The 25,842-nt window shown below is 40.4% G+C and carries 22 protein-coding genes and 3 pseudogenes; 5 read left to right on the top strand and 20 right to left on the bottom strand.

Translation table 11 applies throughout. The features are described 5' to 3' along the window. Positions 1 to 33 precede the first annotated feature (33 nt). Genes ACE1CI_RS28580 through ACE1CI_RS28570 form a run of 3 tightly spaced genes read left to right on the top strand, consistent with a single transcriptional unit; the run spans position 34 to position 2,795 of the window. A complete protein-coding gene (locus tag ACE1CI_RS28580) occupies positions 34 to 735 on the top strand; it encodes a methyltransferase domain-containing protein (protein ID WP_496615880.1) in 702 nt (233 codons plus the stop codon). A gap of 21 nt (positions 736 to 756) precedes the next feature. After that, entirely contained in the window at positions 757 to 1,929 is a 1,173-nt protein-coding gene (locus tag ACE1CI_RS28575) for a glycosyltransferase (protein WP_496615879.1), read from the top strand. A 20-nt stretch (positions 1,930 to 1,949) separates the two neighbouring features. Beyond that, a complete protein-coding gene (locus tag ACE1CI_RS28570; protein ID WP_413265665.1) occupies positions 1,950 to 2,795 on the top strand; it encodes an FkbM family methyltransferase in 846 nt (281 codons plus the stop codon). Between the two features lie 25 nt (positions 2,796 to 2,820). Here ACE1CI_RS28570 and ACE1CI_RS28565 read toward each other — a convergent pair whose 3' ends face one another. From ACE1CI_RS28565 to ACE1CI_RS28470, 20 genes and pseudogenes are all read right to left on the bottom strand, one after another. Next, a complete protein-coding gene (locus ACE1CI_RS28565) occupies positions 2,821 to 4,251 on the bottom strand; it encodes a PP2C family protein-serine/threonine phosphatase (protein ID WP_413265664.1) in 1,431 nt (476 codons plus the stop codon). A 245-nt stretch (positions 4,252 to 4,496) separates the two neighbouring features. Next, positions 4,497 to 4,916: an ATP-binding protein gene (locus ACE1CI_RS28560; protein WP_413265663.1), complete on the bottom strand. Its 420-nt coding sequence runs from the start codon at positions 4,914 to 4,916 to the stop codon at positions 4,497 to 4,499. Positions 4,917 to 4,990: 74 nt separating this feature from the next. Continuing rightward, the gene (locus ACE1CI_RS28555; protein ID WP_413265662.1) at positions 4,991 to 5,323 is read right to left on the bottom strand and encodes an STAS domain-containing protein; all 333 of its coding nucleotides are present in this window, start codon (positions 5,321 to 5,323) and stop codon (positions 4,991 to 4,993) included. A 53-nt stretch (positions 5,324 to 5,376) separates the two neighbouring features. Beyond that, positions 5,377 to 7,533, bottom strand: coding sequence for a glycogen debranching protein GlgX (gene glgX / locus ACE1CI_RS28550; RefSeq protein WP_413265661.1), 2,157 nt, complete (start codon positions 7,531 to 7,533; stop codon positions 5,377 to 5,379). Between the two features lie 56 nt (positions 7,534 to 7,589). Further along, positions 7,590 to 9,023, bottom strand: coding sequence for a GAF domain-containing SpoIIE family protein phosphatase (locus ACE1CI_RS28545; RefSeq protein ID WP_413265660.1), 1,434 nt, complete (start codon positions 9,021 to 9,023; stop codon positions 7,590 to 7,592). Between the two features lie 162 nt (positions 9,024 to 9,185). After that, a complete protein-coding gene (locus tag ACE1CI_RS28540; protein ID WP_413265659.1) occupies positions 9,186 to 9,518 on the bottom strand; it encodes an anti-sigma factor antagonist in 333 nt (110 codons plus the stop codon). A 91-nt stretch (positions 9,519 to 9,609) separates the two neighbouring features. Further along, entirely contained in the window at positions 9,610 to 11,433 is a 1,824-nt protein-coding gene (locus ACE1CI_RS28535; protein WP_413265658.1) for an AGE family epimerase/isomerase, read from the bottom strand. A gap of 66 nt (positions 11,434 to 11,499) precedes the next feature. Next, a complete protein-coding gene (locus ACE1CI_RS28530) occupies positions 11,500 to 12,123 on the bottom strand; it encodes a DJ-1/PfpI family protein (protein WP_413265657.1) in 624 nt (207 codons plus the stop codon). A gap of 60 nt (positions 12,124 to 12,183) precedes the next feature. After that, positions 12,184 to 13,869 carry a hypothetical protein gene (locus tag ACE1CI_RS28525; RefSeq protein WP_413265656.1) on the bottom strand — a complete coding sequence of 562 codons (1,686 nt, stop codon included), beginning with the start codon at positions 13,867 to 13,869 and terminating at the stop codon, positions 12,184 to 12,186. A 224-nt stretch (positions 13,870 to 14,093) separates the two neighbouring features. Then, positions 14,094 to 14,903, bottom strand: coding sequence for a nuclear transport factor 2 family protein (locus ACE1CI_RS28520; RefSeq protein WP_413265655.1), 810 nt, complete (start codon positions 14,901 to 14,903; stop codon positions 14,094 to 14,096). A gap of 41 nt (positions 14,904 to 14,944) precedes the next feature. Next, a complete protein-coding gene (locus tag ACE1CI_RS28515) occupies positions 14,945 to 15,316 on the bottom strand; it encodes a nuclear transport factor 2 family protein (RefSeq protein ID WP_413265654.1) in 372 nt (123 codons plus the stop codon). A gap of 162 nt (positions 15,317 to 15,478) precedes the next feature. Next, complete coding sequence (locus tag ACE1CI_RS28510; RefSeq protein ID WP_413265653.1) at positions 15,479 to 16,240, bottom strand: nuclear transport factor 2 family protein; 762 nt, start codon at positions 16,238 to 16,240, stop codon at positions 15,479 to 15,481. A gap of 60 nt (positions 16,241 to 16,300) precedes the next feature. Next, entirely contained in the window at positions 16,301 to 18,349 is a 2,049-nt protein-coding gene (locus ACE1CI_RS28505) for an EthD domain-containing protein (RefSeq protein ID WP_459564096.1), read from the bottom strand. Positions 18,350 to 18,373: 24 nt separating this feature from the next. Beyond that, positions 18,374 to 18,724, bottom strand: a pseudogene (locus tag ACE1CI_RS28500) (carboxymuconolactone decarboxylase family protein); the annotation flags it as partial. 165 nt (positions 18,725 to 18,889) lie between these two features. After that, the gene (locus tag ACE1CI_RS28495; RefSeq protein WP_459564095.1) at positions 18,890 to 19,456 is read right to left on the bottom strand and encodes a hypothetical protein; all 567 of its coding nucleotides are present in this window, start codon (positions 19,454 to 19,456) and stop codon (positions 18,890 to 18,892) included. A gap of 255 nt (positions 19,457 to 19,711) precedes the next feature. Continuing rightward, positions 19,712 to 20,470, bottom strand: a pseudogene (locus ACE1CI_RS28490) (EthD domain-containing protein); the annotation flags it as partial. A 45-nt stretch (positions 20,471 to 20,515) separates the two neighbouring features. Further along, positions 20,516 to 20,872 (bottom strand): carboxymuconolactone decarboxylase family protein, encoded by a 357-nt coding sequence (locus ACE1CI_RS28485; protein ID WP_413265650.1) that lies wholly within the window; start codon positions 20,870 to 20,872, stop codon positions 20,516 to 20,518. Positions 20,873 to 21,006: 134 nt separating this feature from the next. Continuing rightward, on the bottom strand, positions 21,007 to 21,669 hold the full coding sequence (locus ACE1CI_RS28480) for a nitroreductase family protein (RefSeq protein WP_413265649.1): 663 nt from the start codon (positions 21,667 to 21,669) through the stop codon (positions 21,007 to 21,009). Positions 21,670 to 22,514: 845 nt separating this feature from the next. Beyond that, on the bottom strand, positions 22,515 to 23,435 hold the full coding sequence (locus tag ACE1CI_RS28475; RefSeq protein WP_413265648.1) for an ADP-ribosylglycohydrolase family protein: 921 nt from the start codon (positions 23,433 to 23,435) through the stop codon (positions 22,515 to 22,517). A gap of 193 nt (positions 23,436 to 23,628) precedes the next feature. Beyond that, positions 23,629 to 24,192 carry a Uma2 family endonuclease gene (locus ACE1CI_RS28470; protein WP_413265647.1) on the bottom strand — a complete coding sequence of 188 codons (564 nt, stop codon included), beginning with the start codon at positions 24,190 to 24,192 and terminating at the stop codon, positions 23,629 to 23,631. A gap of 148 nt (positions 24,193 to 24,340) precedes the next feature. On the opposite strand from ACE1CI_RS28470, the gene ACE1CI_RS28465 reads away from it, so the two are divergent. After that, a complete protein-coding gene (locus tag ACE1CI_RS28465) occupies positions 24,341 to 24,784 on the top strand; it encodes a tetratricopeptide repeat protein (protein ID WP_413265646.1) in 444 nt (147 codons plus the stop codon). A gap of 672 nt (positions 24,785 to 25,456) precedes the next feature. Further along, positions 25,457 to 25,816 (top strand): annotated as a pseudogene (locus ACE1CI_RS28460) (tetratricopeptide repeat protein); the annotation flags it as partial. Between the last annotated feature and the right edge of the window lie 26 nt (positions 25,817 to 25,842).

Genomic DNA, 25,842 nt, shown 5'->3' with positions numbered 1-25,842 from the left:
GAAATAAGCTCTTTAGCTGGATTTGGAGCAAGTATGCTTTTAAACATAGCATTGATAAACTACTTAAAACCTGGTTGGTTTGATGAATCAAGATATATTACACAAAGTCATACCTTCAGAAGAGTTATTACAACTAATGAATTTACGGGAAAATGCTTGAATGCAGGTTGTGGCGAAGGTATTTATTCTGAATTTTTGGAATCGTTTAAAGATATAACCGAAATAGCAAACTTGGATTTAGAGCTACCTTCTATTCCCCAACAAAGAACAGATTCAAGACACAAAACCTATCAAGGTTCTCTTACCTCTATTCCTTTTGAAGATGCAACTTTTGATACTTGTCTTTGTACTGAGGTTGTCGAACATATACAAGAAGATAATTTAGCAATCTCAGAACTAGCAAGAGTCATTAAGCCAGGAGGATTGTTGTTAATCAGCGTACCAACTCCACCAGCACCTTACGATCCAGCCCATGTCCGGGAAGGTTATACTTTAGAAGAACTGTCTGAGCTACTTACAAAAAATGGTTTTGTCATTAAAAACTATGCTTATTGCTTTCATATTTTCATGAGAATTCTCTATCAAGTATGGCAGTGGCAATTTACTGTTATTGGTAGAGCTAAAAAAAGTTGGATGCCTAGATTTATCCTGCGGGGAGTTGGGTATGCTGATAAGTATTTGCAATGGGGGAAGCCGTGGGATTTAGTAATTTTATGTTACAAAAATAAAAGCTGAAATTTGCCCGGTGATTAACCTATGAAAGCCAAAGAAAAATTAAAAATACTGATGGTTCTACACATGAATTGGAATCGCAATTTTGGCGGTTCACGAGTGCAGTTAGAATTAGCAGATGAATTTCGGGCGATGGGACATGAAGTAGAAAAATTTGATTATGGTGATGCCTTTCCTAAAGCCAATACCTCTGTGTTAGAAAAATTCACTCGTCCCAGCTTTTCAGCTAAAGCCAAAGCTTTTGTCCAAGCAAATGCTCAGAGATTTGATATTATTGATGCTCATCAAGGCAACTTACCTTTTACTAAACAAGAATTAGGAATTAAGGGTTTACTGGTTGCTCGTTCTGTAGGTTTGTATGCCTTTTATGATGAATTTGCTCATCTGGAAAATACTAAATGGCCTCCGAAAAGAAAGAGAACTAGAATTAAAAATTGGTTGCATTCTTGGCAAACCAAAAAGGGAAATTATGAATGTCTGCGTAGTTTGCAAACCTGTGATTTAATCAATTTACCTAATCATGATGAACTCACTTATGCGCGTGGTGTTCTGGGTTTAAGTGAGAAAAGTTTTGTTTTTCCTTTTGGACTTTCCCCGCAACGACAACAGGCATTTGCTGAAGTTATACAACCTGCTGCGGTACGTTTAAATAACAAACAAGTAGTTTTTATTGGTACTTGGGGAACACGCAAAGGTTCTAGAGATTGGGCAGAAATTATTAAGAGTGTTAAAGCAAAAGTTCCTGATGTTCGTTTTTTGTTTTTAGGTACAGGTTTTAGTGCTAAATTTGTTTTAGGAGATCTGAATTTAACAGCAAATGAATATATCGAAATAATACCGGAATTTACCAGCGATCGATTGCCTAAATTGTTAAGTGGTGCCACTGTAGGTGCATTTCCTAGCTATATCGAAGGTTTTGGTTTTGCTGTGTTGGAAAAATTAGCTTGTGGTCTTCCTACTGTAGCTTATGATGTACCAGGGCCAAGAGAAATGCTGGGTCATTTTGAAGAAAATTTTATGGTTGTACCTGGAGATAGGGAAGGTTTTAGTAATCAAATAGTTAAGCTACTGACTTTAGACGAAAGCAGATATTCTCAGCTTTCTCAACGCTGTGTGGAAGTGGCGCAAATGTTTTGCTGGCGAAAGATTGCTCAAGATACTTTGAAAGTTTACATTGATTTTTTGGAAAAGTTGTAGTTGCCAAAAGGTGAAATAGTATGGGAATAAAGCAAAAATTGATTAAAGAATTTATTAAATTAAACTCTTATATTTTAGGGGCAAAAAATACTCTTTCTGGATTAAAGTATTTGCTACATATTCTACCTATTAGATATGCTGCTCCAATTAATTGGTTAACTTTGGCTGAAATTCCTTTAGATTCTGAAACAGAATTATTATACACTTACGGTTCGCCTCGTGAATTTCCTCAGACTAAAATTAAAGTTAACCCTAATTGTTTACACGCTAGATTTTTTGTGATGAGTGGGTACTATGAAGAGTTTCTCACTCAAGAAATTTTATCAGAACGAAGGAAGGGGCTGCTAATTGATATTGGGGCAAATTTTGGTTATTACTCAGTTTTGTGGTTGCAAAAAGAGGGAACGAGAGTTATTGCTGTTGAACCAGTTACAGAATATGTTGAGTTATTGCATGAGAATTTAAAAGATTATCCGTCGAGATATGAGATTTTTCCGGGGTGTATTGGCGATCGCAACGGCACAGCATTATTAGATACCTTCGGAGATCCCACCATGTTAACTAAAGTAGTTACAGATGAACATCAAGAGGGTGTACGTCGATCGCAAATGTTAACCCTAAACTCCCTGCTAGAAAAATATAATGAAACCAGAATCGATGTTTTAAAAATTGATGCCGAAGGATACGATTTGAAAATCTTAGAAAGTTGTAAATCCCTCTTTGCCGCTAAAGCCATAAAAACTGTTTTTTGGGAAACAGCAAACTCTCCTGAACAACAAGAAATGATGCAATTCTTAGAAAGTTTAGGTTATAGGAAAATATTATCCCAAGGGGCAACAGGTTATGAACTAATGGATAACAACTAAATTAATGTTGCTCCAAAAGACGCAGCTATTCTATCCTACGTATTGCCAACATGGTAATATCATCAAATTGTGTTGCCTCTCCAATGTGGTTACGTAAACTTTCTTCTACAGTATTTAACAAATGAGTTGTAGAACAAGTAGTTTTTTCAACCAAAGACAACAGATTTTTTTCAGTAAAAAACTCTCCTGTAGGACTATGCGCTTCCGGTACACCATCAGTGTAAGTTAACAGAATATCACCAGGTTCTAACTGCACTTGTTCAACTTTAAACTTCACATTTTCCATCATGCCGACAGCAGGCCCAGTTTTTGACAGACGTTTCTTAATTCCCTCTCTTCCAATAATTACCGGAAATTCATGACCACCATTAATATATGTTAGTACGCCTGTTTTCGGATTCAATACGCCAAAAAACAGGGTGGCAAACATACACAATTGGCAGTGAATTTTGGCGATATAATTATTGGTTAAAGATACCGCTTTTAAGGCATCGACTTCTGCTGAATAATTGGCTTGGTGCGGGTTATTGGGATGAATTTCTCTGAGTTCCGAATTTAGTACATCTGATTCTTGTAATTGAATTTGACCGGAAAAGATGCGAATTAAGCTGCGGAACAAAGCCATAAATAGGGCTGCACCTACGCCTTTGTCGCAGACATCAGCAATTACTAAACCCACATATCCGCCCGGAAGTTCAAACGCATCATAGAAATCACCAGCTACGTCTCTTGCTGGGGAAAAGTAAGCGGCAATTTCCCATCCAGGGGGTTGAATTAGTTGTTCGGGTAAAAAGTCTCTTTGAATTTGTTTGCCTTTTTCTAATTCATTTTCTAGTGCTTTTTTAGTACTATCTAACTTGGTGTAAAGTTGCACATTTTCTAAAGCTAACGCGATTTGATCTGCTGTTACTTCCATCAAATGCGCGTGTTCATTGGTAAAGTGTCCGGTTTGCGAGTGCAGTAGTGTGAGAACACCCAATAATCTGCCGCCCCGCAGGATGGGTACAGCCAATGCCGAACCTACTGCATAAGGTTGATTGGGTAGATCTACCCAGCGATCGTCATTGTTTGTATCATAAATTAGTCCAATTTCGCGGTGACGACTTACCCAACCTGCTAATCCATCCTTCAAAACTAAACCAATCAGTTTATTGCTTTCCTCTGGGGTTGCGCCTTCGCGAGTCAAAATACTATTAACTACAGCGCCACTGCTGTTGTAGATGAACAAACTACCTCTTTCTGCGCCAGTCAGTCGAGTAGAGACAACCATCGTATTTTTTAAGGTGGCTGTTAGCATTTCCTTTTCCGATGAAGATCGCGCCATCGCCACCAAGTTTTCTAACAGTTCGCTTTGGGCTAGATGAGCAGCTTGTGCAGTTCTGAGCTCATTTACCTCATGGCGCAAAGATTCTAGTTCTTGCTGTAGTTGTTCTATGGATTGATTTTGCACGATCATACTCACTTATGCCCCTATTTCAACTGGTATTTTTATTGATGATTAAAATATTCCGATCGCGATTTTCTACTCGTTAATAAAGAAAAAGTTATTGATTCCATTCTAAGGCATTGCTGATTCATTACTGAGATTCTACAGTGACAATGTGTTACTTCTACAAAGAATCATTTTTAATAGTTACTATTTTGTAGAAGAGGTAGTAGAAAAATATTCTACTACCCTGCACCCCAACTTACTACCAATAGCTAATGGAGATTGACGACAAAAATATTGCGATTGCGCTCGCCACTTCTCTCATACATAAACCGATCGACCCCTTGAATCGCCAGATAAACCCCTAATCCGCCAATTGCTCTTTGTTGAATTGGTAGATTAATTGAGTCTTCTTCTAGGATAAATTTTGTTGTCGGATCGAAAGCAGCAGCATGATCTTCCATCAAGATTGTCAAACTAGAATCATCAATCTTAGCTTGTAAATCCAAATTTCCTTGAATTTTCGCGTCTTCATAACCGTAGATAATTACATTTGTGGCAATCTCATCTACAGCTAGACGCAATCTATAAGTTGCCTTTTTATCCAATCCAGCAGCAGAAGCAGCTGACAAGACATATTTAGAAATTTTACTCAAAGAGTCTAAAGTTCCGGGTACAGTTAATTGTTCCATAGCATAAGTTTTGGGTGTAATAATTAGTGGTTAGCTTTTTATTTCCCGTCCGCTAACCACTAACAACTAGTGAGTTATACTTTTTCAATTTGCGGCGGATGATCGACCACTATTACACTTTGGTCAAAACCAGTTTTTTCCAAAGTTTCCAGCACCATTTCCTGTGGTTTAACCACATAGATATCTGTATCTGCACCCATTTTTTGCTTAGTGTAAATTAGTACCCGCAACCCTGCACTCGCCATATAATCCAAGTTTTCCATCATCAAAACTAGACTTTTCACTTTTTTAGCAGATGCTCTCTCAATTTCCGCCTTAAAATCTGGTGCAGTACTGGCATCCAATTCACCATTTAAAGTGATTGTGGCAGTGGTATCTTCGATCTCCAAAGTTGTACTAAAAGCCATGATTTTCTCCTGTTTTCTAGATTAATTTTCCGCAATTGAGTCAGGCAAAAAAGTTAAATTTCTGCCTTGTTTGTTGGGGAAACTTTTGACTTACCGACGAGGATAACTACAGATCGATCGCGCACCAACAACCCCGACTGATTTTCTAACAACGGTTCCTTACCTGGTACACAAATATCATCGGGAAAAGCAGCGCCAGTATTAGCAAAAACGTGCCACTTCATGCCATCTTTTAAACCGGGAACCTCAAACCAAAGAGTTTCCCAGTGCATATTCATGGCAACGTAAACATAGTTATCCTCCAGCATTCCCGACTTCGCGTGTTTCCCGCACAACATAAAAGCCAGAATCCGGCTAGAATCAGACCAATCAGCGTTCCAAGCTTGTGTACCATGCCAAGTAATATCGGCATAGCCACTATTCTTGTAATCCTGATTGCTAAAGTGATACTTACTCCTCAATACTGGGTGTGCGTTGCGGAAACCGATGCAATGCTTGAAAAAGCGGAATAAATCAGCATTTTTTTCCAAAAGCGACCAATCCAGCCAATTTAACTCATTGTCGTGGCAATAAGTGTTATTGTTCCCATTCTGAGAACGTCCCACTTCATCGCCCATCAAAATCATTGGCACACCAGTAGACACCATCAACATCGCCACAGCATTTTTCATTTGCCGTTGACGCAAAGCTTGAATTCCCGGATCGTCCGTCCAACCTTCTGCGCCACAGTTCCAGCTGTCGTTGTCGTTGGAACCGTCGTTATTGTTCTCCCCGTTAGCTTCATTGTGCTTGTAGTTGTAGGAAACCAAATCAGCTAAAGTAAAACCATCGTGGGCAGTAATAAAATTAATCGAAGTTGCAGGGCCTCGACCCGCCCAAGCATAAAGATCCGGGGAACCTTGCAGACGTTGCGCCATATCGCCCACTCGCCCCGCATCGCCTTTGAGGAACTTGCGAATGCCATCGCGATATTTGCCATTCCATTCCGCCCAACGTCCGTAAGCGGGGAAAGAACCAACTTGGTAGAGTCCGCCAGCATCCCAAGCTTCGGCAATTAATTTACATTTCGCCAAAATTGGGTCAAAAGCGAGAGTTTCCAACAAAGGTGGATTTGCCAAAGGTGCGCCCCAAGGGTCGCGTCCTAAAATAGAAGCAAGGTCAAAGCGGAAACCGTCGATGTGATATTCACTTGCCCAATAGCGCAGACAATCTAACACGATATTCCGCACGATCGGATTATTGCAATTTAAAGTATTGCCGCAACCACTGAAATTGAAGTAATAACCTTCCGGTGTCAGCATATAGTAGGTTCTATTATCAATTCCCCGAAAAGAAATTGTTGGCCCATGCTCGTTGCCTTCTGCGGTGTGGTTAAATACTACATCAAGGATTACTTCAATTCCGTTTTTATGCAGGTCTTTAACTAAAGCTTTAAATTCATCTACCTGCATTCCTATTTTGCCCGTTGCGGCATATCCCGCTTTCGGCGCAAAGAACCCGACTGTACTATAACCCCAATAATTTACTAGTAATTCTTTCGGGTTGTTGGGATTAGGACGAGAATTTTCAAACTCATCAAATTCGTAGATGGGCATCAATTCGATCGCATTGACACCCAACTCTTTGAGATAGGGAATTTTTTCCCGAATCGCCGCAAACGTTCCCGGATATTTCACCTTTGCCGAAGGGTGGCGAGTAAAACTACGAACGTGCATTTCGTAGACAATTAAATCCTCTGGGGGAATTTCTAAAGGTCGGTCATCTTCCCAGTCAAAATCATCAGGAACAATTCTCGATCGATGATGGTAAATATCATCCCAATCGGGTGTTTTTCCCCAAACATCTCGACCGCCGATCACTTTAGCATAAGGGTCCATGAGAATTTTACTCTTGTCAAACCAATGACCTTCGTGGGGATTAAAAGGGCCATCCATGCGATAACCATATTCGATATTTTCGTAATCTAAATCGAATACAATCATGCAAAAAACATTACCAATCCTGAATTCATCAGGAAAGGGAATTTCCGCCATTGGTTTTTTTTCGTGCTTTTCAAACAGCACCAGAGTACAGGATTTGGCGTGAGAAGAAAAAATCGAGAAGTTAACTCCACCTGGAACTATAGTTGCGCCAAAAGGGAAAGGTCGCCCAGTGCGAAGTTTAAATTTGCCGTAATTGTGAGTAGGATGAGTGTCAATTCTTAAGTCCATAAATTTTGAGCATTAGTTTGGTTAATTTTCACATTAAAATCTGGAATTTTGCCGCTTTAATTTGTTGATAATGGCACATTTTGTCGCACAGCCAACATAGTAATATCATCAAAAGGATCGGCTTGAGCGATATGAGATTTAATCTCAGTTTTAATGTGTTCTACCAAAGAAACGGCAGAGGAAGCAGGTGCTTCTAATAATGAGATTAATCGCTGTTCAGTAAAGGGAACATCTTCTGGAGAACGGGCATCTGGGACACCATCGGAGAAACTGAGTACAATATCTCCAGGTTCTAGTTGTACTCGTTTAACTTCGTAATCAATGTTATAAATTGTGCCGACTGCCGGACCTGTAGGTTGGAGACGTTCTACAGCACCAGAAGCACGCACAACAATTGGCGGTACGTGCCCACCATTAATGTAAGTAAGTATACCAGTTACGGGATTGAGTACCCCAAAAAAGATCGTAGCGAACATACACAAACGTTCGTGATTTTGGGCAATGTAATTATTTGTTAAGACGATCGCCTTGAGCGCCTCAATAACTTTGACCGTATTTGGTGGAACTTCCTCGACTTCTACTTCACTCTCTGTCGATTTTTCATTCTTTTTGTTGGGTTCAGTGAAGGAATAATAACCGGAAAAAATGCGTAATAAACTGCGAAACAAGCCCATAAATAAAGCTGCTCCCACTCCTTTATCACACACATCTCCCACCACCAAGGCAACAGACCCATCAGGAAAGCGGAAAGTATCGTAGAAATCGCCTGCTACTTGCCGCGCTGGGTAGAAACAAGCCACAAATTCCCATCCAGGGACACTCACCATTGGATTAGGCAGAAAATCTCGCTGAATTTCTCTAGCTCTTTCTAACTCTTGTTTGAGTTGATTCGAGTAACTGTCTAGTTCGTCATAACAGCGAGCGTATTCTGTAGCCAGGGCGATTTGCCGAGACATCGACTGCATGAAGCCAGCAATCACATTACCAAAGTACCCTGGCTGAGAGTGCATCAAGGTGAGGACAGCGAGTAATTTGCCTTTTCTCAGGATGGGTACGCTGAGCATTGAGCGCATGAATGGGGGTTGATCGAAGAGCGATCGCAAATTTTCAATTTCCAACACATCTGCTAAAGGCACAGCTTGGCGATGCGTATCAACCCAATTAATGTAAGAAGGACTGGAGAGAATCAACTGCACAGGAGTTAAATCTTCCTCTTTGGGGATGCTCTTTTGCACAGCACCATTTGAACTTAAAAATACCAAACAACCACTTTCGGCACCTGTCAGTTTGCAGGAAATTTCAAAAGCCTGCTGGAGAACATTTTCTAAAATTTCCCCCGGCTTAGGACTTTCTGCCATGTTCAGCATATTTTCCAGCATCCGATTTTGCGCTTCTAGGGCGAGTCTGGCGATTTTTAGTTCAGCTACTTCTTGTTGCAGTGCTGCCATTTGTTCTAATAAAGTTTCCGTTGATTGAATTTGAGCATCCATAACTGCTTCAGTCGTTAGTCGTTTAATAGATCGGGCTTAGATCTGTATTATTCCTGAAGCAGAGAAGATTGTGCCTGCGACTCCTGATATATAGGTGCTAGAACTTTTGCCATAGCACCTATCCCGTAGTAGTAGTCTTCTTCCACTCATGCAGAGGAAAACTTACATCAGCGCTTTTAATCCTGCATCTACGTCATCAAATCTGGTAAAAAATTCCAGAAATCCAGTAATCGACATAGTATCCTGAATTTCCTCAGAAAGCCCCACCAGCACCAACTGACCATCATTACCAGTTACTTGCCGATACAGAGAAAGTAACAAACGTAAACCAGCACTAGAAGTATACGGGACTTTGGTCATATCCAGAAGGATTTTACTTCCCGGCTTCGCCAAGGGTAAAACTTCTTTCTGAACTGTGGGTGCTGTATTCGCATCGATGTCGCCAGCCATTTCGACGACAGTTACATCTTTGAGGTTTTTTATATTAATGTCCATTTTACTTGTTAGGGAATCATCAACAGTTGATTGTAGATGGCAAATCGAAAATTATTTCAACTTGCCATATATAATCTCTAGTTTCCCATTCCTAGCGAGGAACGATATTTACCTTCACTTTCACCTGTTCGGACGTATCTGGCAGTTTCACAGTCAAGCCATCAGCATCAAAATTGCTGTACTCTTCTTCATTAATCCAAACTTTGCCAATGCTGATACTTCCGGGAGGTAAAATATCTGGTGAAACCCGCAAGATATTATCTTTAAATGCTCCTGGCATCGGCTTAAAGTAAAAGTCCATTGGGTATTTGAAGATCAGCAAATTCTGATAAACTGCTGACAAATAACACAGTTCAGTTGAGTGATAAGCACTCATAGAGTGACTGCCTTTAAAGCGTTCTGTACCCATTAAGAAAGGCAAGCCATTTGCCAAAGTGTTGAAGTAAACAGCACCGTCATCATGATCGAGGAAGTGAGCATTATAGAAAGCAGAAGCTTCACGAGCGTGGCGTAAATAATCAGATTCTTTCAAAATACCATTCAAAAGTAGATAAGCTAAAATTGCTTGTTCTTGTTGCCACCAAGCTTTGCGATCGTGCCACACAAGACGATAATTTTCTTCACCTTCTGCTAAGGTTCGTTCTACCATGTCATACCAACCACCGCGTTGGCGATCGCTACCCACATCTGGCATTAATTGAGCAATCTTTTCTGCCAAAGCAACATATTGATCCTTTGATTTTAAGCTTTGCATCCGCATTAAATTCCAGGCAATTTTTAAGTTATGCCCTACAACGGCGCGGTTTAGTTGCCATCCCCATTCTTGATCCTTACTCCAATCTTCATGGAATTTTTCTTGCACAAATGGGCTATTCTCGTAATCTGGAAAATACTTTTCAATAGTGTCAAAAGTATACTCCAACATATCAGCATACTTTTGTTCCCCAGTTGCCAACCACAGGTTAATTAAATAAGCTGGAGCATGATCTCCCACTGAGTTCCAATTTTTCCGGGCACGGTTACGTCCCAAAGACTCTGCACGAGGATCTAAAGTAATTGGATCGATGTGCGAAAAATAACCGCCTTGCTCTTTATCTAAGTAGAATCTGTCAAACAAATCTACCGTCATTTCCGCATCTTTTAAAATGCGAGGATCTCCCGTAATTCTGTAAGTTTGAATTGGCCCAGCTAAAGCATAAATTTGTTCATAAGCTGGGATACAATCGTAGTCGTCGCTAAACTCAGAAACCAGCAGTTTTTGTTCCCGTTTCCCTTGAACTTTAATCCCGTGATACCAGTAAATTAAATTTTCTTCAGTATCATAAAACCTCATGTGTTCCCGCAGATAATTAGTTCCTTTTTCGGCACCTTCTAAAAAGCGGTCTTCCCCTGTTAGTAAATAAGCAGAAGCTAACCCATAAACCAAGCGGGAAATAGTATCAGTTTCTTGCAGGTAATCGTCGCGTTTTTTCTCACCTGCTAAATTTAGCATTGTGCGATATTCCCGATAATCTATTTCTTTTTCGGGATAACCAAACTGCCATTTTAGATAACAATCAGCGATCGATCGAATTTGTTTTACCCACCAATCTGGTTCTTCATGGCGATATTTATCAGGTGCTTCCCCAGGAAACACAAAAGATTTCACTTCAAATTTGTGTCCATCTCCTTGAGGATAGAAAATACCGTAAGCAAATACGTGCTGTCCTGGTGTTAGTAATTCTGCCAATCTTTGTGTAGCGTCAATATAAGATTCCCCCAAATTTTGGGCAATTCTTCCCCAAGCGTTCGCTGCTAAATATGCTGTGTATTCTCGCCCATCTGATGTTTTAATTCCAAAGCATTTATTTTGGCGATCGAAGTGAGTAACATACCCACCAATAGTATCAGAAAAAGTGAAATTCATCCGTTCCATTGTCATTGCCTCCAAAGATAGTTTAACAAAGTGGCTAAAGCTAAATAAACCAACGCGATTTTAATTTTAAACCGCTACTTTTTGGGCGGCTTGAGTTTTTTCGATTTCGGCAACGAAAGCTTCCATGAATTCATCGACTACCCCCGGATGCTTCCCTGTAATTAGATTATCATCAATCACCAAATCTGCGGTTACATCACCGTCAAAAACGACATCTGCCCCCGCATTTTCCACATCACAAACAATGTTATGGGCGCAAGTAACTTTACGATTTGTGAGCAAATCGCGATCGGCACATAACAGCCACAAACTATGGCAAATAGTGCCAATTTTAACATTTCCCGCATCCATAGCTTTTCTGATAAACGCCACTGCTGGAGCTTGATTTTTCTGCCCTTTCTTGACATTTACCTGATATCTTAATCGATCCATTGCATAAGCGCCAATGCAAATTATCCCTACATAATCTGCCGGATCGATGTCGTTAACTTCTGTAGTCACAACCACATGAAATTCAACTTGGTCATTTTCAGGATTGGAACCAAAAGTTAATGAAGGATTACCCCACAAATGAGAGATATATTCCACTTCATAACCTTGTTGGGGGAAGTATTCATTGAATCTCTTATATTCAGTGGGATCGAAATGTTCTTCAATGAGTACGCCTATTTTACCTTTGCTTTGTGTCATAATCTGATGACTCCTTGGATACTTTATATAGGAATAGAAAAGCTCGATCGGGCTCAAAAGCTAGGAAAAAACGAAATCATTAGCCGTCAAACTGGTGAAAAGAACGCCCTGGACAATTGCTAATGGCTGGGGATTTAAAACAACTAACTGTCCGTTTTCAAATCTAAAAAATTCTTGATCGGCGGTATAGATAGCAGCACTTCGCAGATCTGGTGTAGACAAAATTTTCAGATTGTTAATAGAGGTAACTCCAGTAATTCCCTTAACACCAATCTTGTCTTCACCTACTTGGAAATCTTCGATCGTGTTGCTTACTGTTGGTCTTGTTCCGTTAGCAATTCGGAACTCATCTGCACCTTCTCCCCCATTCAGAAAATCACCACTACCAGCTATTAGGATATCATTACCCATTTGACCTAGAAGATAGTTGTTACCTCTACCTGAGTCGGTCATGATTATGTCGTCATCTTTGCCACCCATGAGGGTATCATTTTGGTAGCCGACGATCGCATCGTTACCTCGATTCCCGTTAACAAAATTTCCGCCCAAAACTCTTCGGGAAACTATGACATCATTACCATTACCACCAAATACGCTATCTCCACCATTAAAACTTAGATTGTCATCGCCAGGAGTACCAATTATAGTTTGGGAGAATGGGGGTATATCGATCGCCAAAGCCTTAACTATTTCGTCGCCAAAGTTGCCAATAGAATAAGATTGACCAGGTGCAATTCCGACAAAAGTGTTTTCTTCTGCTACTTGAGTTTCCCCGTCAATATTGATACTTAATACCCCATCTTTGACGAATATAGCTTGATAGCGATCGCTAGTAACAGAACTAGGAAAAAGATTAGCTGTCTGCGGTGCTAGGGAAAACTGAGAGTATGAAAGTTCACCGCCCGTTTCTTGGAAATTGGCTAAAGAGGTGTATTCGAGCCCAAAAGCGCCAGTAAATTTCGGTCTTTGATCGAAACTCCACAACTGCACATTATCCACCCCAGCCAGTGTGTTTTGTACTCTGGCTGTTAGTTCCGCAGAAGCATCTTCTGGCAGCACCACTACATAGTCGAGATCCGTTGCTGGTACATACCCTGGAAATGCTACGCCACCACCCGTTAACAAACCAAATTCTAACTGTTTAGGGTCAATACCAGGAAGCCGAGGCGGAATCGGCTGATTTCGGTCAACTACTGGTTGCCCAGCATATTGAAAGAATAAATCCAGTCCACCGGGAGTAGTTACCGAAAGAACCCTAGCCCCTTGATTTGGCCCCGAATTTGATGCCGTCGAGTTCTGATTTCCCCAACCGTGAGGTCTTAATCTCGGCCCGAAAACAAAAGTTCCTTCCGGCGCATCATTGAGGACAAATTGTTTTGGGCTGTTGGGCACCCCAAGTTCGTCACCACCCAAAAAGTTAATTGCTCCACTCACTACATAAAACGCCTCATGTTCGTAAGCGTGAATATGTGGCAGTGGCCCACCTCCAACGGGAGCAAAGAAATCAAAGGCGTTATACGCAAAGTCTGTTTCTTGCGAGGTAGCCAAAAAAGTATATAAGTCACCAGAAGTATAAACTGCCGGACGGTTTGGATCGTCTTGTCGTGCAATTATGAAATCAGCTGGCTCTGGCGAATGAGAATGATCCGAATCAGAATGATCTGTTTCTGGATTTGTCAATCTAGGTGGTTCTTTTACTGGGTTGTTTGGGTTAAATGGTGGTAAAACAGAGACGGGGTGTGTCATGGCAGCGAATCTTTTCAGAAGATGTAGAGTGTCAAATATTTAAACTTAGGCACGCAGGAGCAAAAACTCGGTTTGGAGTGTCAACTTTGATGATTTAATCCCATGATTTTTTAAAGAAACCGAGTTTTTGCGTAACTCCTAAGATGGCGAAACTGCTAAGTTATCTTTGGTCATTAATTACCTACTGTAGATGACACTTTCTTTGGCAAAACTTGTTGATTTACCTAAACTAATGAATGACCTTTATAAGCAGCTAATAACTGAGCGTTATCTAAGAACTCGCGATAGCTGAGTAATTTGTCATCTTTCACTGTGAGAATATGTACATATTCTGATTTGAAGTCGATCTTGGTTTCTTTCACCATGCTGTGAACAAATCCCAAGACAACTATTGTGTCACCTTCAGCGATAAATCTGTGCTGTACAGAATTTTTAACTTCTAGTGTGTTGATCAGTGTTTGCAAGAAGTCTAGAATTTGATTCTTGCCCTTGCGTAAACCACATAAAGGGATTTCTTCAGGGCCATATAATAGCCAGGTACTTTCTTCTGTGAAAGCATCTAGCCAAGGTTGAATGTCACCTCGTTTAAAGGCGGCGTACAGCCCTTTGACAAATTCCAAATTCTTCTGTTTGATGGCTTCTTCATCGGGCGCAAACAAGGGGTTAATATCTAGGAAGGCTTGGAGCGATCGAATCAAATTGCTATCGTTAAATCGGATAATATCACAGCAAGGAATTTGAAAAGCTTTGCCATCGTTGCGAATGTAAAGCACATTCATTTCGCAAACAACAGTATCGCCTCCCACTTCCCACATATCTTTAATTTCGTGGGTAACTTTGCGGAACATTTGCATCACAGGGCCAGCCAAATCCCGAATTCCTTGGGGGCCGAATACTGGCTCATTATTACCCACTTTATAGAATGCGTCTCTGCTGAAGAAGGAAACTGTTTTATCTACATCATTTTCTTCAACTGCTGCAAACATCCGACGCACAATTTCTGACATAACTCCGGGAAATCTTTCAGTTGACATAAAGCCTCCAAATTTGATTTAATTTCTGTTTGTACAAAGTCTTAGCTAAACACTGGTGAAATATCCATATAAACCCGTAATTCCTGCAATTTTTCGCCTTCAAAACGAATAGTATCGGTACAAGGAAGGCGCAAAACTTTTTCATCATGACGGACGTAAGTTACATCCATTTCACAAATAACTACCTCCCCAACTTCCCACATAGATTTAATCTCATGGGTGACGGATTTCAGTTGTTGACGAAAGGCAATTGAAGACTCCCAAATCGCCTTACGTCCGATTAATGGAGGGGTGTTTCCGAACTGAAAAAATGCGTTTTCGGTGAAGTAAGAGGCAAATTCATCTGCGGTTCTGGTATCAGTTAAAAAGCGCTTGACGATGTTTGCCCGTTCTCCTGGAAGCACTTTCTGCATGGTAATCAGTTGTTTAAAAACCGAATTTTTCTGGATAAGTTTCCCATTAACAAGGTGACTCTCTCAAATTCCCCCCTTGGGTTCGGGGGGCTAGGGGGGATCTAGGTTTGGGCAAGAGAGTGCGTAAGTCCTAACCCATTACCCATTACCCACTACCATTAGTTAAGAAAATGCTGGATTAGCATCAATAAATGCTTGGTATTCCCGAACTTTTTTGTCTTGGAATCGGATGATATTCATACAGGGAAATTTAAACATTTTCCCGTCTTTTCGCAGGTAAGTAACATCTAATTGGGCAACTACTGTGTCTTCTCCCAGCAGCCACATATCATGCACTTCATGGTAAACTTTACTGAAGTTTTGCATGATAGGTAAAGCAAAATCATTAATTGCTTGCTTCCCGATTATGGGCGGGTTATTACCAATAATGTAAGCAGAATCTTCGGTGAAGTAACTGAGGTATTTGTCTACATTATTAGACTCTACAGATGCCATTAAATTCTTGGCTATATCTATGATAGTTTCTTCCTTCTTTTCTGGCGCTGCTGATAAGGGATTGGCATCAATATAAACTGCCATTTCCCGAATTTTATCGCCTTCCATACGGAAGATATCTGTGCAAGGAAGCGTCAATACGCTGCCGTCATTACGGAAGTAATTAATCTCCAATTCACAAATGACAACTTCTACGTTTTCCCAAAGAGATTTAATGTTAAAGGAAATGGCTTTAACAGACTCTAAATTGCTCGATGTTGTAGCTTCCCGAATCGCTTGTTTGCCCACAGCTGGTGGATTATTAGCGTAACAGTAAACAGCGTCTTCCGTGAAGTGGGTGAGGACTTTTTCTAAATCCATTTTCTCCATCAGCCCAATCACTTCTTTAATAACGGCTGATCTAGTTCCAGGAAACATTGTTGTAGTCATAATTCCTCCATTGCTGCTGCTATCTCTTACTGAGAAAACCAATTAATTTCTCTTTGGTATTTATGGCGTAGTGAACATGGGAGTAATGTCCATAAAAATGCGTAATTCGCTGATTTTGTCGCCTTTAAAACGCACGGTATCGGCGCAAGGAAGGGTAAACACTTTGCCGTCATGACGGATGTATGTGACATCCATTTCAATAAGTACTACGTCTTCGGAAGGTTGCCACATATTTTTGATATGGTGGTGCAGTCCTTCACATTTTTCTAAGAAGCCTGTGGAAGAATCTTTAATGCCTTGCTTGCCGTAAACTAGTGGGAAATTACCGAATTGATAGAGACAGTCTTCTGTAAAGAATTCCACAAAGTTATTGACATTCATTGCTTCGCCAGCGAGGAATAGTTGCTTGAGAATGTCATATTTTGCGCCGGAAAAATTCGGCCATTTCTTAGTATGAGGCCATTCCCATTTGGTTGCTGTTGCTGTCATCATAGTTCCATTCTCCTTAATTGCGTCTGATGCCCAAGGAAAGTTTCTGCCAGTTAACTGGTTATACTCTTGTTGTGCCCGTTTAAAGTTTTTCAGGGCGTTTCTTCTAACTTGGTTAAATTCTAATTGTTCGCCATTTGGCCCTTTGCAATAAAACAATGCCCAGCCGTCAAAGTCTCCGGGAAATTCGGTTTTTGCAAAATGAAGTCCGGCTTTTCTTCTTTCGGCTTCTGAGTTAACGTGAATAGTTTTGTTAACTACAACGTTGGTCATTCCCCGCTTTTGACATTCGTCTTCTAACATTTGGGCGAACTCGTTTAAATCTACATCATCTTTGACATGGAAAGAGATGTGGGGTACGTTCGCAAAACCAACGGAAGAAGGTATTTTGCTAAAAACATTGGGGGCTTTAGGTGATAGTTTGGCATCGCGGAAGTGAATCACTTCTACGCAAGTGTTACCGAAGGAAATAAACCGAACATCTAGTGATTCTTGGGAATTATCTCTGATGTTGGGAACGCCAATACTGCGGGGGTTGATGCCTTTTTGCAGGGCTTCTAATTCGTCTTTTTGGAAGAGGAGATTATGCAAGTCTTCGCCATAAAATCCGTCGCCTCCGATCGCAATTTTTCCCCCCAACACCTCGGTATAAAACTCTATGGCTTTGTCCATATCGTCTACAGTAATTCCGAAGTGTTGTACACCTTGCAGGTATTGAGCTAAACTCGATTTACCCTTTTGATTGCCATTACTTAAAGGTGATTCTGAGCTTTGATTATTTGTACCAACATTTGCCATCATTTCTGTTACCCTGGAACTGCCTTTTCCTGTATGAGTAATTTGCCCTTCGTCAACCAATGTGTAAGTAGCTCTTTCTGGTAGAGCGTTAATTTCTTTGATATATTTTCCCTGCTTTTTAGTGGCAGCTAAATAGTCTTTTGAGGTGAAAAATTGCTGCATTTCATGATAGTCGGGAAAAGCAATTTCAAAAGCTGCTTGATATTGCTTTTCTGGTGGTTCATAATGTGGATCGCCGGGAGGATTGGGACGGGGGTCAAATAAATGCAGCCTAAATTTTAAAACTCCCTGATATTTACTAATAGCTGGAGCCAAGGTATCGGTCATGTATTGGCGAAATTCTGCCAAACTTGCGCCATCGGTTTTTTTAATTAAAACATGAACTTTAATAGCGTCTACTGCTCCATTTAAATCGCCTTTTTCTAAGCGATCGATATATGTAATCGAATTTCCCGGACTAGTTGTATAACCTACTGCTTTACTAAACAAGTTCTTTCCATCATTTTCCAGAAGATAAGCTGATTGAAAATAAGCTTGTCGATCGCTCTCACTAGCAAAAGTTACTTCCGCAATCCCATCACAGCGATCGGTTTCTGTAGCAGTTGATTTAATCCCTTTTAAACTAGGCCAAATCTCAATAGGTTGCGGATCTAAATGATGTTGCCAATTTTGATATTGACCTGGTAATGTTGCTCCTAATGAGCCGTTAACATTCCTCCAATAGTCACTGAAAAGTGCTGTATTTAGCTCTTTCTTTTTCCACAAAAGAGCGTAAAATACGACTGTTCCTTGGCGTTCGCGTGTTGCATAATCAGGTGTCATTTCTGCCGTCCCCTGTTCGCCGGATTTCCCAAAAATTTCCTTAAGTGCGCCGAAGCTACCTGCAACTTTATTAAATCCCGCGTAAACGCACATAAATAATAGTAATTCTTCGATTTCTTCGCGAGTTGCTCCCTGTTTGAGAGCCATATTTATGTGTGCTCCAAAGGGGCTACCGGGACCATTATGGCTTTGATTAACTATGTCGATCGCGATCGTAATTAACGCTTTAGTTTTCTGGTCAATTAACGGCAAACCCCAAGCTTCACCAGCTACGCGAGTAACAAAGTCACCAAACTTCGGGTTAAGTTGTTTTAAAACCGCTTGCAGTTCTTTATCATCTAAAACTGCATTTTTATAAGGTTGGTTATTTGTCATCTTAGGCGGTGATTAAAAAAGTTTTGAATTTTGACTTTTGAGTGGGGACTAGGGACTAGGGAAGTTTTGAGTTTTGAGTTTTGAACTTTGAGTTAGGGGTAAATTTTTGAGTTTTGAATTCTCCCCATCCCCCCATCTCCCCATCCCCCCATCCCCCCATCTCTTCTATGTGGTGATTAATTGAATCAACTCATTGGGTGCGTAAACATCACGATAGAAGGTCAATTGTTCAGTTTTCAAATGACAACCTCCGCGATGTCCGCGACGTACCCAAGTTACATTTCCTTTGGCGAGTGTTTCGTTAGTTTCGTCGTCTACACACTTCCATTCAAAGTAAGTAACTTCGCCGTGAAACATGACAATAGGCCAACACATTGTTACTCCAGGTTGAGCAATTAAAGCCCACCAATGTTTTTCCCGTTCTTTTTGTTGATCTAAGCCAAAATAGGGGCCGTCTTGACACAAATAAACTAGGTCGTCGCGATATTCACCTGTTAAGATATCGCCTCTTCCTTGGCGCAAAGCTTCACAGTGAGTAGGCCACCATTCTTTATTTTCTTGTTCAATTTGTTCTAATGTATAGTTGGGGCCAATTTCGGGCAGTACTCTTTCTTTCATTGCCACATATCTTTCGCCATCTTCAATCAATTTTTTGGCAACATAAGAACTAACTAGTCCGGGGCGAGAATAATCTGCTGAGAGGTCTTTGTAATAATTTTGGCGCTTTCTCACAGCTGTTTGCCCATTTCCATTTTGAGAAGTTTGATGTCCGTTGCTAGAAACATTGCCGTTTGTAGAAGTGGAATTTAGTTGTTGGTACAGCATAAGCGATTCGATATCCTTCTGTAATTGGTTGGTTGCACCGATGTTGGAAATTAATTCTGCGACTGAAGAACTGCGTTGTCCTGCTAAGGTCATTTCGTCGTTATAAACGAATGCGTAAGCTGTTCTTTCGGGAAATGGTCTAATAGCTTTGACATATTTAGGCAGGTCTTTGACTATTGCTTGATATTCTGGAGAGTTTAAAACTATTTCCAAGTCTAAACGATTCCAAAAAGCAATTTCAAAAGCCGCATCATAAGATTTTTCTCTAGGTTCAGAATGCGCTACTCCTGCGGCATCTGGGCGAGAAAGATCGACTTCATCAAATAGATGAAGGCGGAATTTTACGACTCTGGAATTATTAGCAATGGCGGGCGCAAAAGTTTCTTTCATGTATTTACGAAATTCTTCCACGCTTGCGCCATCAGCTTTTCTCACCATGACGTGGAATTTTTCGGCTTCAACTTTGCCGTTGGGAACACCATTATCGATGCGATCGACATAAGTAATAGAATTCCCTGGACTGCTGTTATATCCGATCGCTTTACTAAAGATATTGTGTTCGTCATCCATCAAGATGGCAGCAGATTTAAACCAAATTTGCCGTTCTTGTTCGCTTCTAAAAGTTAACTCAGCTATCCCGTGAAATTGTTCATCTTCTGAGGAAGCTTGCACAAGTCCACCTAAACTAGGCCACAGACCTCCTTCATTTGGCGCAACGTGAAATTGCCAATATTGATGTTGTCCTGGCAAACGAGCACAAACTGGGCCGTGAACGTTTCTCCAATAGTCGTCGAAAAGTTCTAAGCTGATGCCTTTTCTTTTCCACAACAGCACGTAAAAGGCAACTTTTCCTTCGCGATCGCGTGCTGAATAATCAGCCTTAGTAATAGTCGATTCTAGTGATTGTTTTGCTAACAGCATAAGCTTAATTGATGGAACTTACAAGAAACTAATTTCGGTTTTCTCTTAGGATTCTGAACCTAAAATCTCATTCAATGCCCCAAAGCAACCTGCTACTTTATTGAAGCCAGCATAGACGCACATAAATAACAGTAATTCTTCAATTTCGGCGCGAGTTGCTCCTTGTTTCATCGCCATATCAACGTGCGCTCCAAAGGGGCTTCCTGGCCCTACATGATCTTGAATTACTACATCAACAGCAACAGTAATTAAAGCTTTTGTTTTTTGATCGATTAATGGCAAACCCCAAGCTTCTCCAGCTACACGAGTCACAAAATCACCAAATTTTGGGTTAAGTTGACTCAAAACTGCTTGTAGTTCTTTGTCGTCCAATACAGCATTTTTGTAAGGCGTTGTCATCATAGTCTCACAGTTGTTGGTAATAGTTACTTATTTGGTTTGTTTGCCAATTCTGAAGCATCAGATAATCATATCTGCTGTTTATTCTGTTGCTAATTATCTTGGCAAATAATCTGGTGTAAAAAGCTTAAATTTTTCTAAAGTTTGAAGGTTTCACCGTAGCTTTCGCTGTAGCAAACTTGCTCAAGGTTAAAGCGTCCTCCGTATAGTTTAAATGGCTCGTCTGCATAACCAAGGGGCAACAAACAGCAGATATCTAAATGTTCTGGAATGTTGAAGGCTTCTTTAACTTGGGCGGTGACAAATCCTTCCATTGGGCAACTATCTACCCCAAAACTTTTAGCCACAATCATAATATGTGCAACTGCCAGCATTGTGTGTCGATTTGTCCAAGCTTCTACGGATTCAAAGCTGGGATGATATTGGAACAAAACCGGGATTTGCTCTCGCATATAATTGGCGAAAGCTTCATTCATTGCTTCAGCTTCAGTGCCTAGTTTAATAACAGATTCAATGTAATCTGTTTCGGAAACTAGGCGATCGCCACAACAAATCAAAACAACTGGTGCTTCGCTGATTTGACGTTGATTGAAAGCACAGGCTCTTAGCTTCTCTTTGTTTGCTTGTTCCTTGACTACTATCAAGCGCCAAGGTTGCAAATTATATCCTGAAGATGCTCTTACTCCTAAGCGTAGGATTTCAGAAACTACTTCTTCAGGAATCGGATCGGAGCGAAAACTCCGGGCTGCACGTCTTTCTTCAATAGCTTCTTTCAAGCCTACGATCGGTTGTGCTTCCATGCTACTCCTGATTGCTTAGCTGCACTTTACTTGAAGTATTCAAACAAATCGGGAAGTTTTGGGGAAATCGAGAATTTTTTTTCTAACTTTCTCAAGGTTGCCAACAATGGTAAAATTTGCTTTATATGCAGATTTTGTCCGTTCATCTGTCTTTAGGTATATATCTATTCCAGATTACAAAGTTTTTTTCCTCGAATCGGAATTACTTCCTTTCACTGTGAGACAGAAAGCGGAAATTTACTGGTTGTTGGGGTATATTTGCATTTTATTGTTTGCTAAGAGGTAAGCTTTTCCTGGCTCTAGCTTCTGGGATTATGCAACCGATCGCAGTGATTACCATCACTTAAGTATAAGTTGTGCGATCGTCTTTTTGGGTTGGGCAATAAAAAATTTCTCAGCGTAATATATTAGCCCACAGTCAGACAAAATGCCAGAGCAACAAGTCTTACTAGGTATTAATTCCTGTATTTTGGATTGCAGAAGTTACAGGAAAAGCTGCCAAATCTTAGTTGCAGAACTACACTGCAATTTTTCCTGTTCACCTACATGATGTTGTCCAGGTTATAACTTATACCTACTTAGTTTCTACCTAAAACTTTATACAGGTTGTTTTCTCCAAAATTATTCATTATTGTTAAACACTTACCATAAGGCTTAGGGGAGTTTATGATAATTTTCTTTAAGCTCCTCTATGTTTAACTGGAGTTAATTTTAATTACATTTATTACTCAAAATTGTGCTTAATTAAATAATTAATCCCGATAAAGTTACATAGTTATCAAGCCAAGTTTTGATTTTAAGTTGTCTTTTGGAGCTCTAAAAGTTTGAAACTTCTCACTACCAACTTAACTTAAAGCAAAAATTTGTTCTGCCATTGAGACAATTAAATCATGTTTAGCTAGCTTTTCTCGCCAACTTTTCGGTATTCCCTCTTCTCCATAAAACGCCCCTGCTAACTGCCCATAAACTGCGCCAGTTGTATCAGCATCATCGCCTAAATTGACAGCTAACAAACAACCTTCAGCAAAGGAATTACTGCGATCGAATGCCCACAATGCCGCTTCTAAAGATTTGACTACGTAACCTGTTCCTTTAATTTCTGGGGGTTGACGGTGTTTGAAAGAACCTGTAGCAATTTCGTCTATTTCTGCTACTAATGGGTGATTTTCCCAATAGTTAGGAATGGGAGAATAGCGAGTTTCTAGTAATTTTTCTTTACTAATTCCGTTAATTGCGCCAACAATTAAAGCAGCTAAATATCGACAAGCATCAACAGCGGTAGCAGCGCCGTGAGTGGTGCGAGAACTGTCTTTGGATTTGGCGATCGCATCTTCAAAATTAGCAGCATAAAACAGCGGTACAGGTGCTAATCTCATAATCGAACCATTGCCAGCACTTCTGGGATCTGTAGAACCACAAAAAGGTTCGCCTGTATCTTCAAACCGCCGAAGTGCTTGTTGAACAGTATTGCCAATATCAAAACATTCCCCAGTGCTGCTAAGATGTCCTTGACGATACCATTGCAGATATTTTTGCAGTTGATGAACCGAATCGAATCCTTTTTTTTCAATCAAACTTTCAGCTAAACAAAGCGCCATTGAAGTATCATCTGTCCACTGTCCCGGTATTAGTCCAAATGGCCCATCTCCCACCATATCATTAATTGGTGTAAAGGTTCCTGGTGGTTTAAATTCCAGAGTTGTTCCAACAGCATCACCAACTGCTAAACCGAGTAAACAACCGCGATATCTAGTAATTTTTTCCATTTGATTTTTTAAGCAAAAAATAGGTTTGTTGTAAGCGCTTCAGCGCTTTTCCCACTGAAGTGGGAACAACGAACTAATCTTCATTTATTTTCTCTCTAAAGATCCACATCTGGATCGATACCCCATTCCTTCAACCTGAAAAACCCTATTTGTAGGGTGCGTTAGTGAAACGTAACGCACCATCCCAGATGCTTCATAACTTCAACCAATTAAACAAATCTCCTAAAGTTAAGCGGAGTTCTGATAGTATTTCTGGAACAGGTAATACTTCCTCTGGTTCTTGTAAAATTTCGGGTTGCTTTCCGGGTGGATAAACTAATATTGACTTCTCTTCGGGAACAATTAACCAACCTAATTTTGTTCCCTGTTTCAGGCAGTGTAAAATATTTCCTGTGACTTTGGTTTGACTCTGTTCAGGTGAGAGGATTTCAATAGTCCAATCTGGGTGAATTGGGAAAACATTAGCAATATCTCCATTTTCATCAACGGGTATTCTTTCCCAAGCAAACACAGTTACATCGGGTACAATTGATCTGCCACCAAAAGTACAGCGTAATTCGGGAAAAGCTAGGGCGATTTTACGATCTTCAGCTACTTGATTAATAGTAGTGACTAATTTACCTTGTAGTTTGCTGTGTTTTCCTTGGGGCATGGGTTTTTGGATAATTTGACCGTTGATGTATTCACTTGCTGGTTTAGTTTCTGGTAGTTTGAGAAACTCTTCTAATGTGAGGTTTTTTGCGGGAGTTTGTACCATTTAGGATGAGTCAAAATAACTAAAATCTCTCTTCATTATAGATTTTCTAGGTACGTTGTTGGGCTTTAGCCCTAAAGAAGGGCTAAAGCCCAACAACGTACAGGTAATGTTTGGAGTAAACTAATACTAACTTCTCTGATTAACAGCGATGCTTTTACCAAAACTCGGAATTGCTACAGTTTTTACTTTATTTATAGTTGTTGCAGATACTTCTGTTAGTTTCCTTTCTTTGACAAGTTTGCCTGCGGCGAAAGTGTTGGCGCAGACGAATACGGAAAAGGACAAAGAGGCTTTTCAATTGTTTTATCAAGGTCTGCAAAAGTCTAAAATTGATCAGTTTCAGGAAGCATTGCAGTTTTGGGAACAGTCGTTAGCTATTTATCGAGAAATTGGCGATCGCGAACGGGAAGGAAATCTTTTGGTTTTGCTGAGTTTTACTTATGCTAAATTGGGTGATTATCAGAAAGCTCTTTTATCGGCGCAGCAGGGTTTAGCTATTGCTAGGGAACTTAAAGATGCGAAGTTGGAACAGTTAGCTGAGGAAGCTTTGGCAAAGGTTCGAGAACATAATAATAATTCTGGGAAAAGTTAGGTGGATTGATTTTTATAGTTAGGATTTTAGGCATTTTTGATCCCCCTAAATCCCCCTTAAAAAGGGGGACTTTGAGATCCGGTTTCCTCTTAACAAGGGGAAAGTTTGAGATCCGGTTTCCTCTTAACAAGGGGAAAGTTTGAGATCCGGTTCCCCCCTTGTTAAGGGGGGTTAGGGGGGATCGATCGCAACTAGCAACTTGCATTATTAAAAACGTTAATTTCGGGAAGTTTTGCCATTTTGATGAGAGGGGTTATATCGAACTCAGATTTTGCACCAGTCGTAAAATTCGCCTGGGAATCAATTCCCACCGCGAGTAGCGAAAGTCCTCTAAAGAGGACTAAAATATTTGCAATTCTTATGCTTTGGGTCCACTTGTAGGGGCGGGTTTAGAAAGTACATTTTGTTTCTCACAGAGAATCTCACAACAAAACCCGCCCGTACTGCTATAAGAAAAGCGAATTGATAAGGCAGGCGGGCTAAAATCGCAGGTGCAAGATTTCAGCGAAAGAGATCCCCCATTATCCCCCTTAGCAAGGGGGACTTGAATCTAAATAAATTACGGATGACAGAGACGGGTTAATAATTTATACTTTTGGGAAAATCTTTTTAACTGCATAAGTTCTCAGGTGCTAGATATATAGCCACTGAGGAGCTTTTTAATTAACCGCTATGCGTTTACCAAAACTCTCAATTGCTACATTTATTGCTTTACTCACTGTTGTTGCAGATACTTCTATTAGTTTCTATTCGTTGACAAGTTTGCCAGTGCCAAAAGTTTTGGCGCAAACGAATAGTGAAAAGAAAGCTGAAGCATATCGACTTGTTCAGCAAGGACTTCAGCAGTTTCAAACAAGTAAATTTAGAGAAGCGTTGCAGTCTTTTCAACAGGCATTAGCTATTTATCGGGAAATTGGCGATCGCCAAAGTGAAGCAGGAATACTCGTAACTTCAGGTCTTGCTTACAATGCTCTGGGAGAGTACCAGAAAGCGTTAGATTCCTTGCAGCAGAGTTTAGCCATTGCCAGGGAACTCAAAGATCCGAAGCTGGAACAGTC

This window comes from Floridaenema flaviceps BLCC-F50 (assembly GCF_041929275.2).
GTDB lineage: Bacteria > Cyanobacteriota > Cyanobacteriia > Cyanobacteriales > Aerosakkonemataceae > Floridanema > Floridanema flaviceps.
The sequence above is the reverse complement of the archived record's forward strand: the minus strand, read 5'-3'. Positions and strand labels throughout refer to the sequence as shown.

What these genes read in the sequence shown, in the direction of transcription:
- ACE1CI_RS28540 (WP_413265659.1), bottom strand. Translation starts at nt 9,518, where the DNA reads ATGGACATTAATATAAAAAACCTCAAAGATGTAACTGTCGTCGAAATG.
- ACE1CI_RS28480 (WP_413265649.1), bottom strand. Translation starts at nt 21,669, where the DNA reads ATGGAAGCACAACCGATCGTAGGCTTGAAAGAAGCTATTGAAGAAAGA.
- ACE1CI_RS28465 (WP_413265646.1), top strand. Translation starts at nt 24,341, where the DNA reads ATGCTTTTACCAAAACTCGGAATTGCTACAGTTTTTACTTTATTTATA.
- ACE1CI_RS28570 (WP_413265665.1), top strand. Translation starts at nt 1,950, where the DNA reads ATGGGAATAAAGCAAAAATTGATTAAAGAATTTATTAAATTAAACTCT.
- ACE1CI_RS28580 (WP_496615880.1), top strand. Translation starts at nt 34, where the DNA reads ATGCTTTTAAACATAGCATTGATAAACTACTTAAAACCTGGTTGGTTT.
- ACE1CI_RS28530 (WP_413265657.1), bottom strand. Translation starts at nt 12,123, where the DNA reads ATGACACAAAGCAAAGGTAAAATAGGCGTACTCATTGAAGAACATTTC.
- ACE1CI_RS28485 (WP_413265650.1), bottom strand. Translation starts at nt 20,872, where the DNA reads ATGATGACAACGCCTTACAAAAATGCTGTATTGGACGACAAAGAACTA.
- glgX (WP_413265661.1), bottom strand. Translation starts at nt 7,533, where the DNA reads ATGGACTTAAGAATTGACACTCATCCTACTCACAATTACGGCAAATTT.
- ACE1CI_RS28475 (WP_413265648.1), bottom strand. Translation starts at nt 23,435, where the DNA reads ATGGAAAAAATTACTAGATATCGCGGTTGTTTACTCGGTTTAGCAGTT.
- ACE1CI_RS28560 (WP_413265663.1), bottom strand. Translation starts at nt 4,916, where the DNA reads ATGGAACAATTAACTGTACCCGGAACTTTAGACTCTTTGAGTAAAATT.
- ACE1CI_RS28510 (WP_413265653.1), bottom strand. Translation starts at nt 16,240, where the DNA reads ATGACTACAACAATGTTTCCTGGAACTAGATCAGCCGTTATTAAAGAA.
- ACE1CI_RS28505 (WP_459564096.1), bottom strand. Translation starts at nt 18,349, where the DNA reads ATGACACCTGATTATGCAACACGCGAACGCCAAGGAACAGTCGTATTT.
- ACE1CI_RS28575 (WP_496615879.1), top strand. Translation starts at nt 757, where the DNA reads ATGAAAGCCAAAGAAAAATTAAAAATACTGATGGTTCTACACATGAAT.
- ACE1CI_RS28470 (WP_413265647.1), bottom strand. Translation starts at nt 24,192, where the DNA reads ATGGTACAAACTCCCGCAAAAAACCTCACATTAGAAGAGTTTCTCAAA.
- ACE1CI_RS28545 (WP_413265660.1), bottom strand. Translation starts at nt 9,023, where the DNA reads ATGGATGCTCAAATTCAATCAACGGAAACTTTATTAGAACAAATGGCA.
- ACE1CI_RS28535 (WP_413265658.1), bottom strand. Translation starts at nt 11,433, where the DNA reads ATGGAACGGATGAATTTCACTTTTTCTGATACTATTGGTGGGTATGTT.
- ACE1CI_RS28525 (WP_413265656.1), bottom strand. Translation starts at nt 13,869, where the DNA reads ATGACACACCCCGTCTCTGTTTTACCACCATTTAACCCAAACAACCCA.
- ACE1CI_RS28555 (WP_413265662.1), bottom strand. Translation starts at nt 5,323, where the DNA reads ATGGCTTTTAGTACAACTTTGGAGATCGAAGATACCACTGCCACAATC.
- ACE1CI_RS28565 (WP_413265664.1), bottom strand. Translation starts at nt 4,251, where the DNA reads ATGATCGTGCAAAATCAATCCATAGAACAACTACAGCAAGAACTAGAA.
- ACE1CI_RS28515 (WP_413265654.1), bottom strand. Translation starts at nt 15,316, where the DNA reads ATGCAGAAAGTGCTTCCAGGAGAACGGGCAAACATCGTCAAGCGCTTT.
- ACE1CI_RS28520 (WP_413265655.1), bottom strand. Translation starts at nt 14,903, where the DNA reads ATGTCAACTGAAAGATTTCCCGGAGTTATGTCAGAAATTGTGCGTCGG.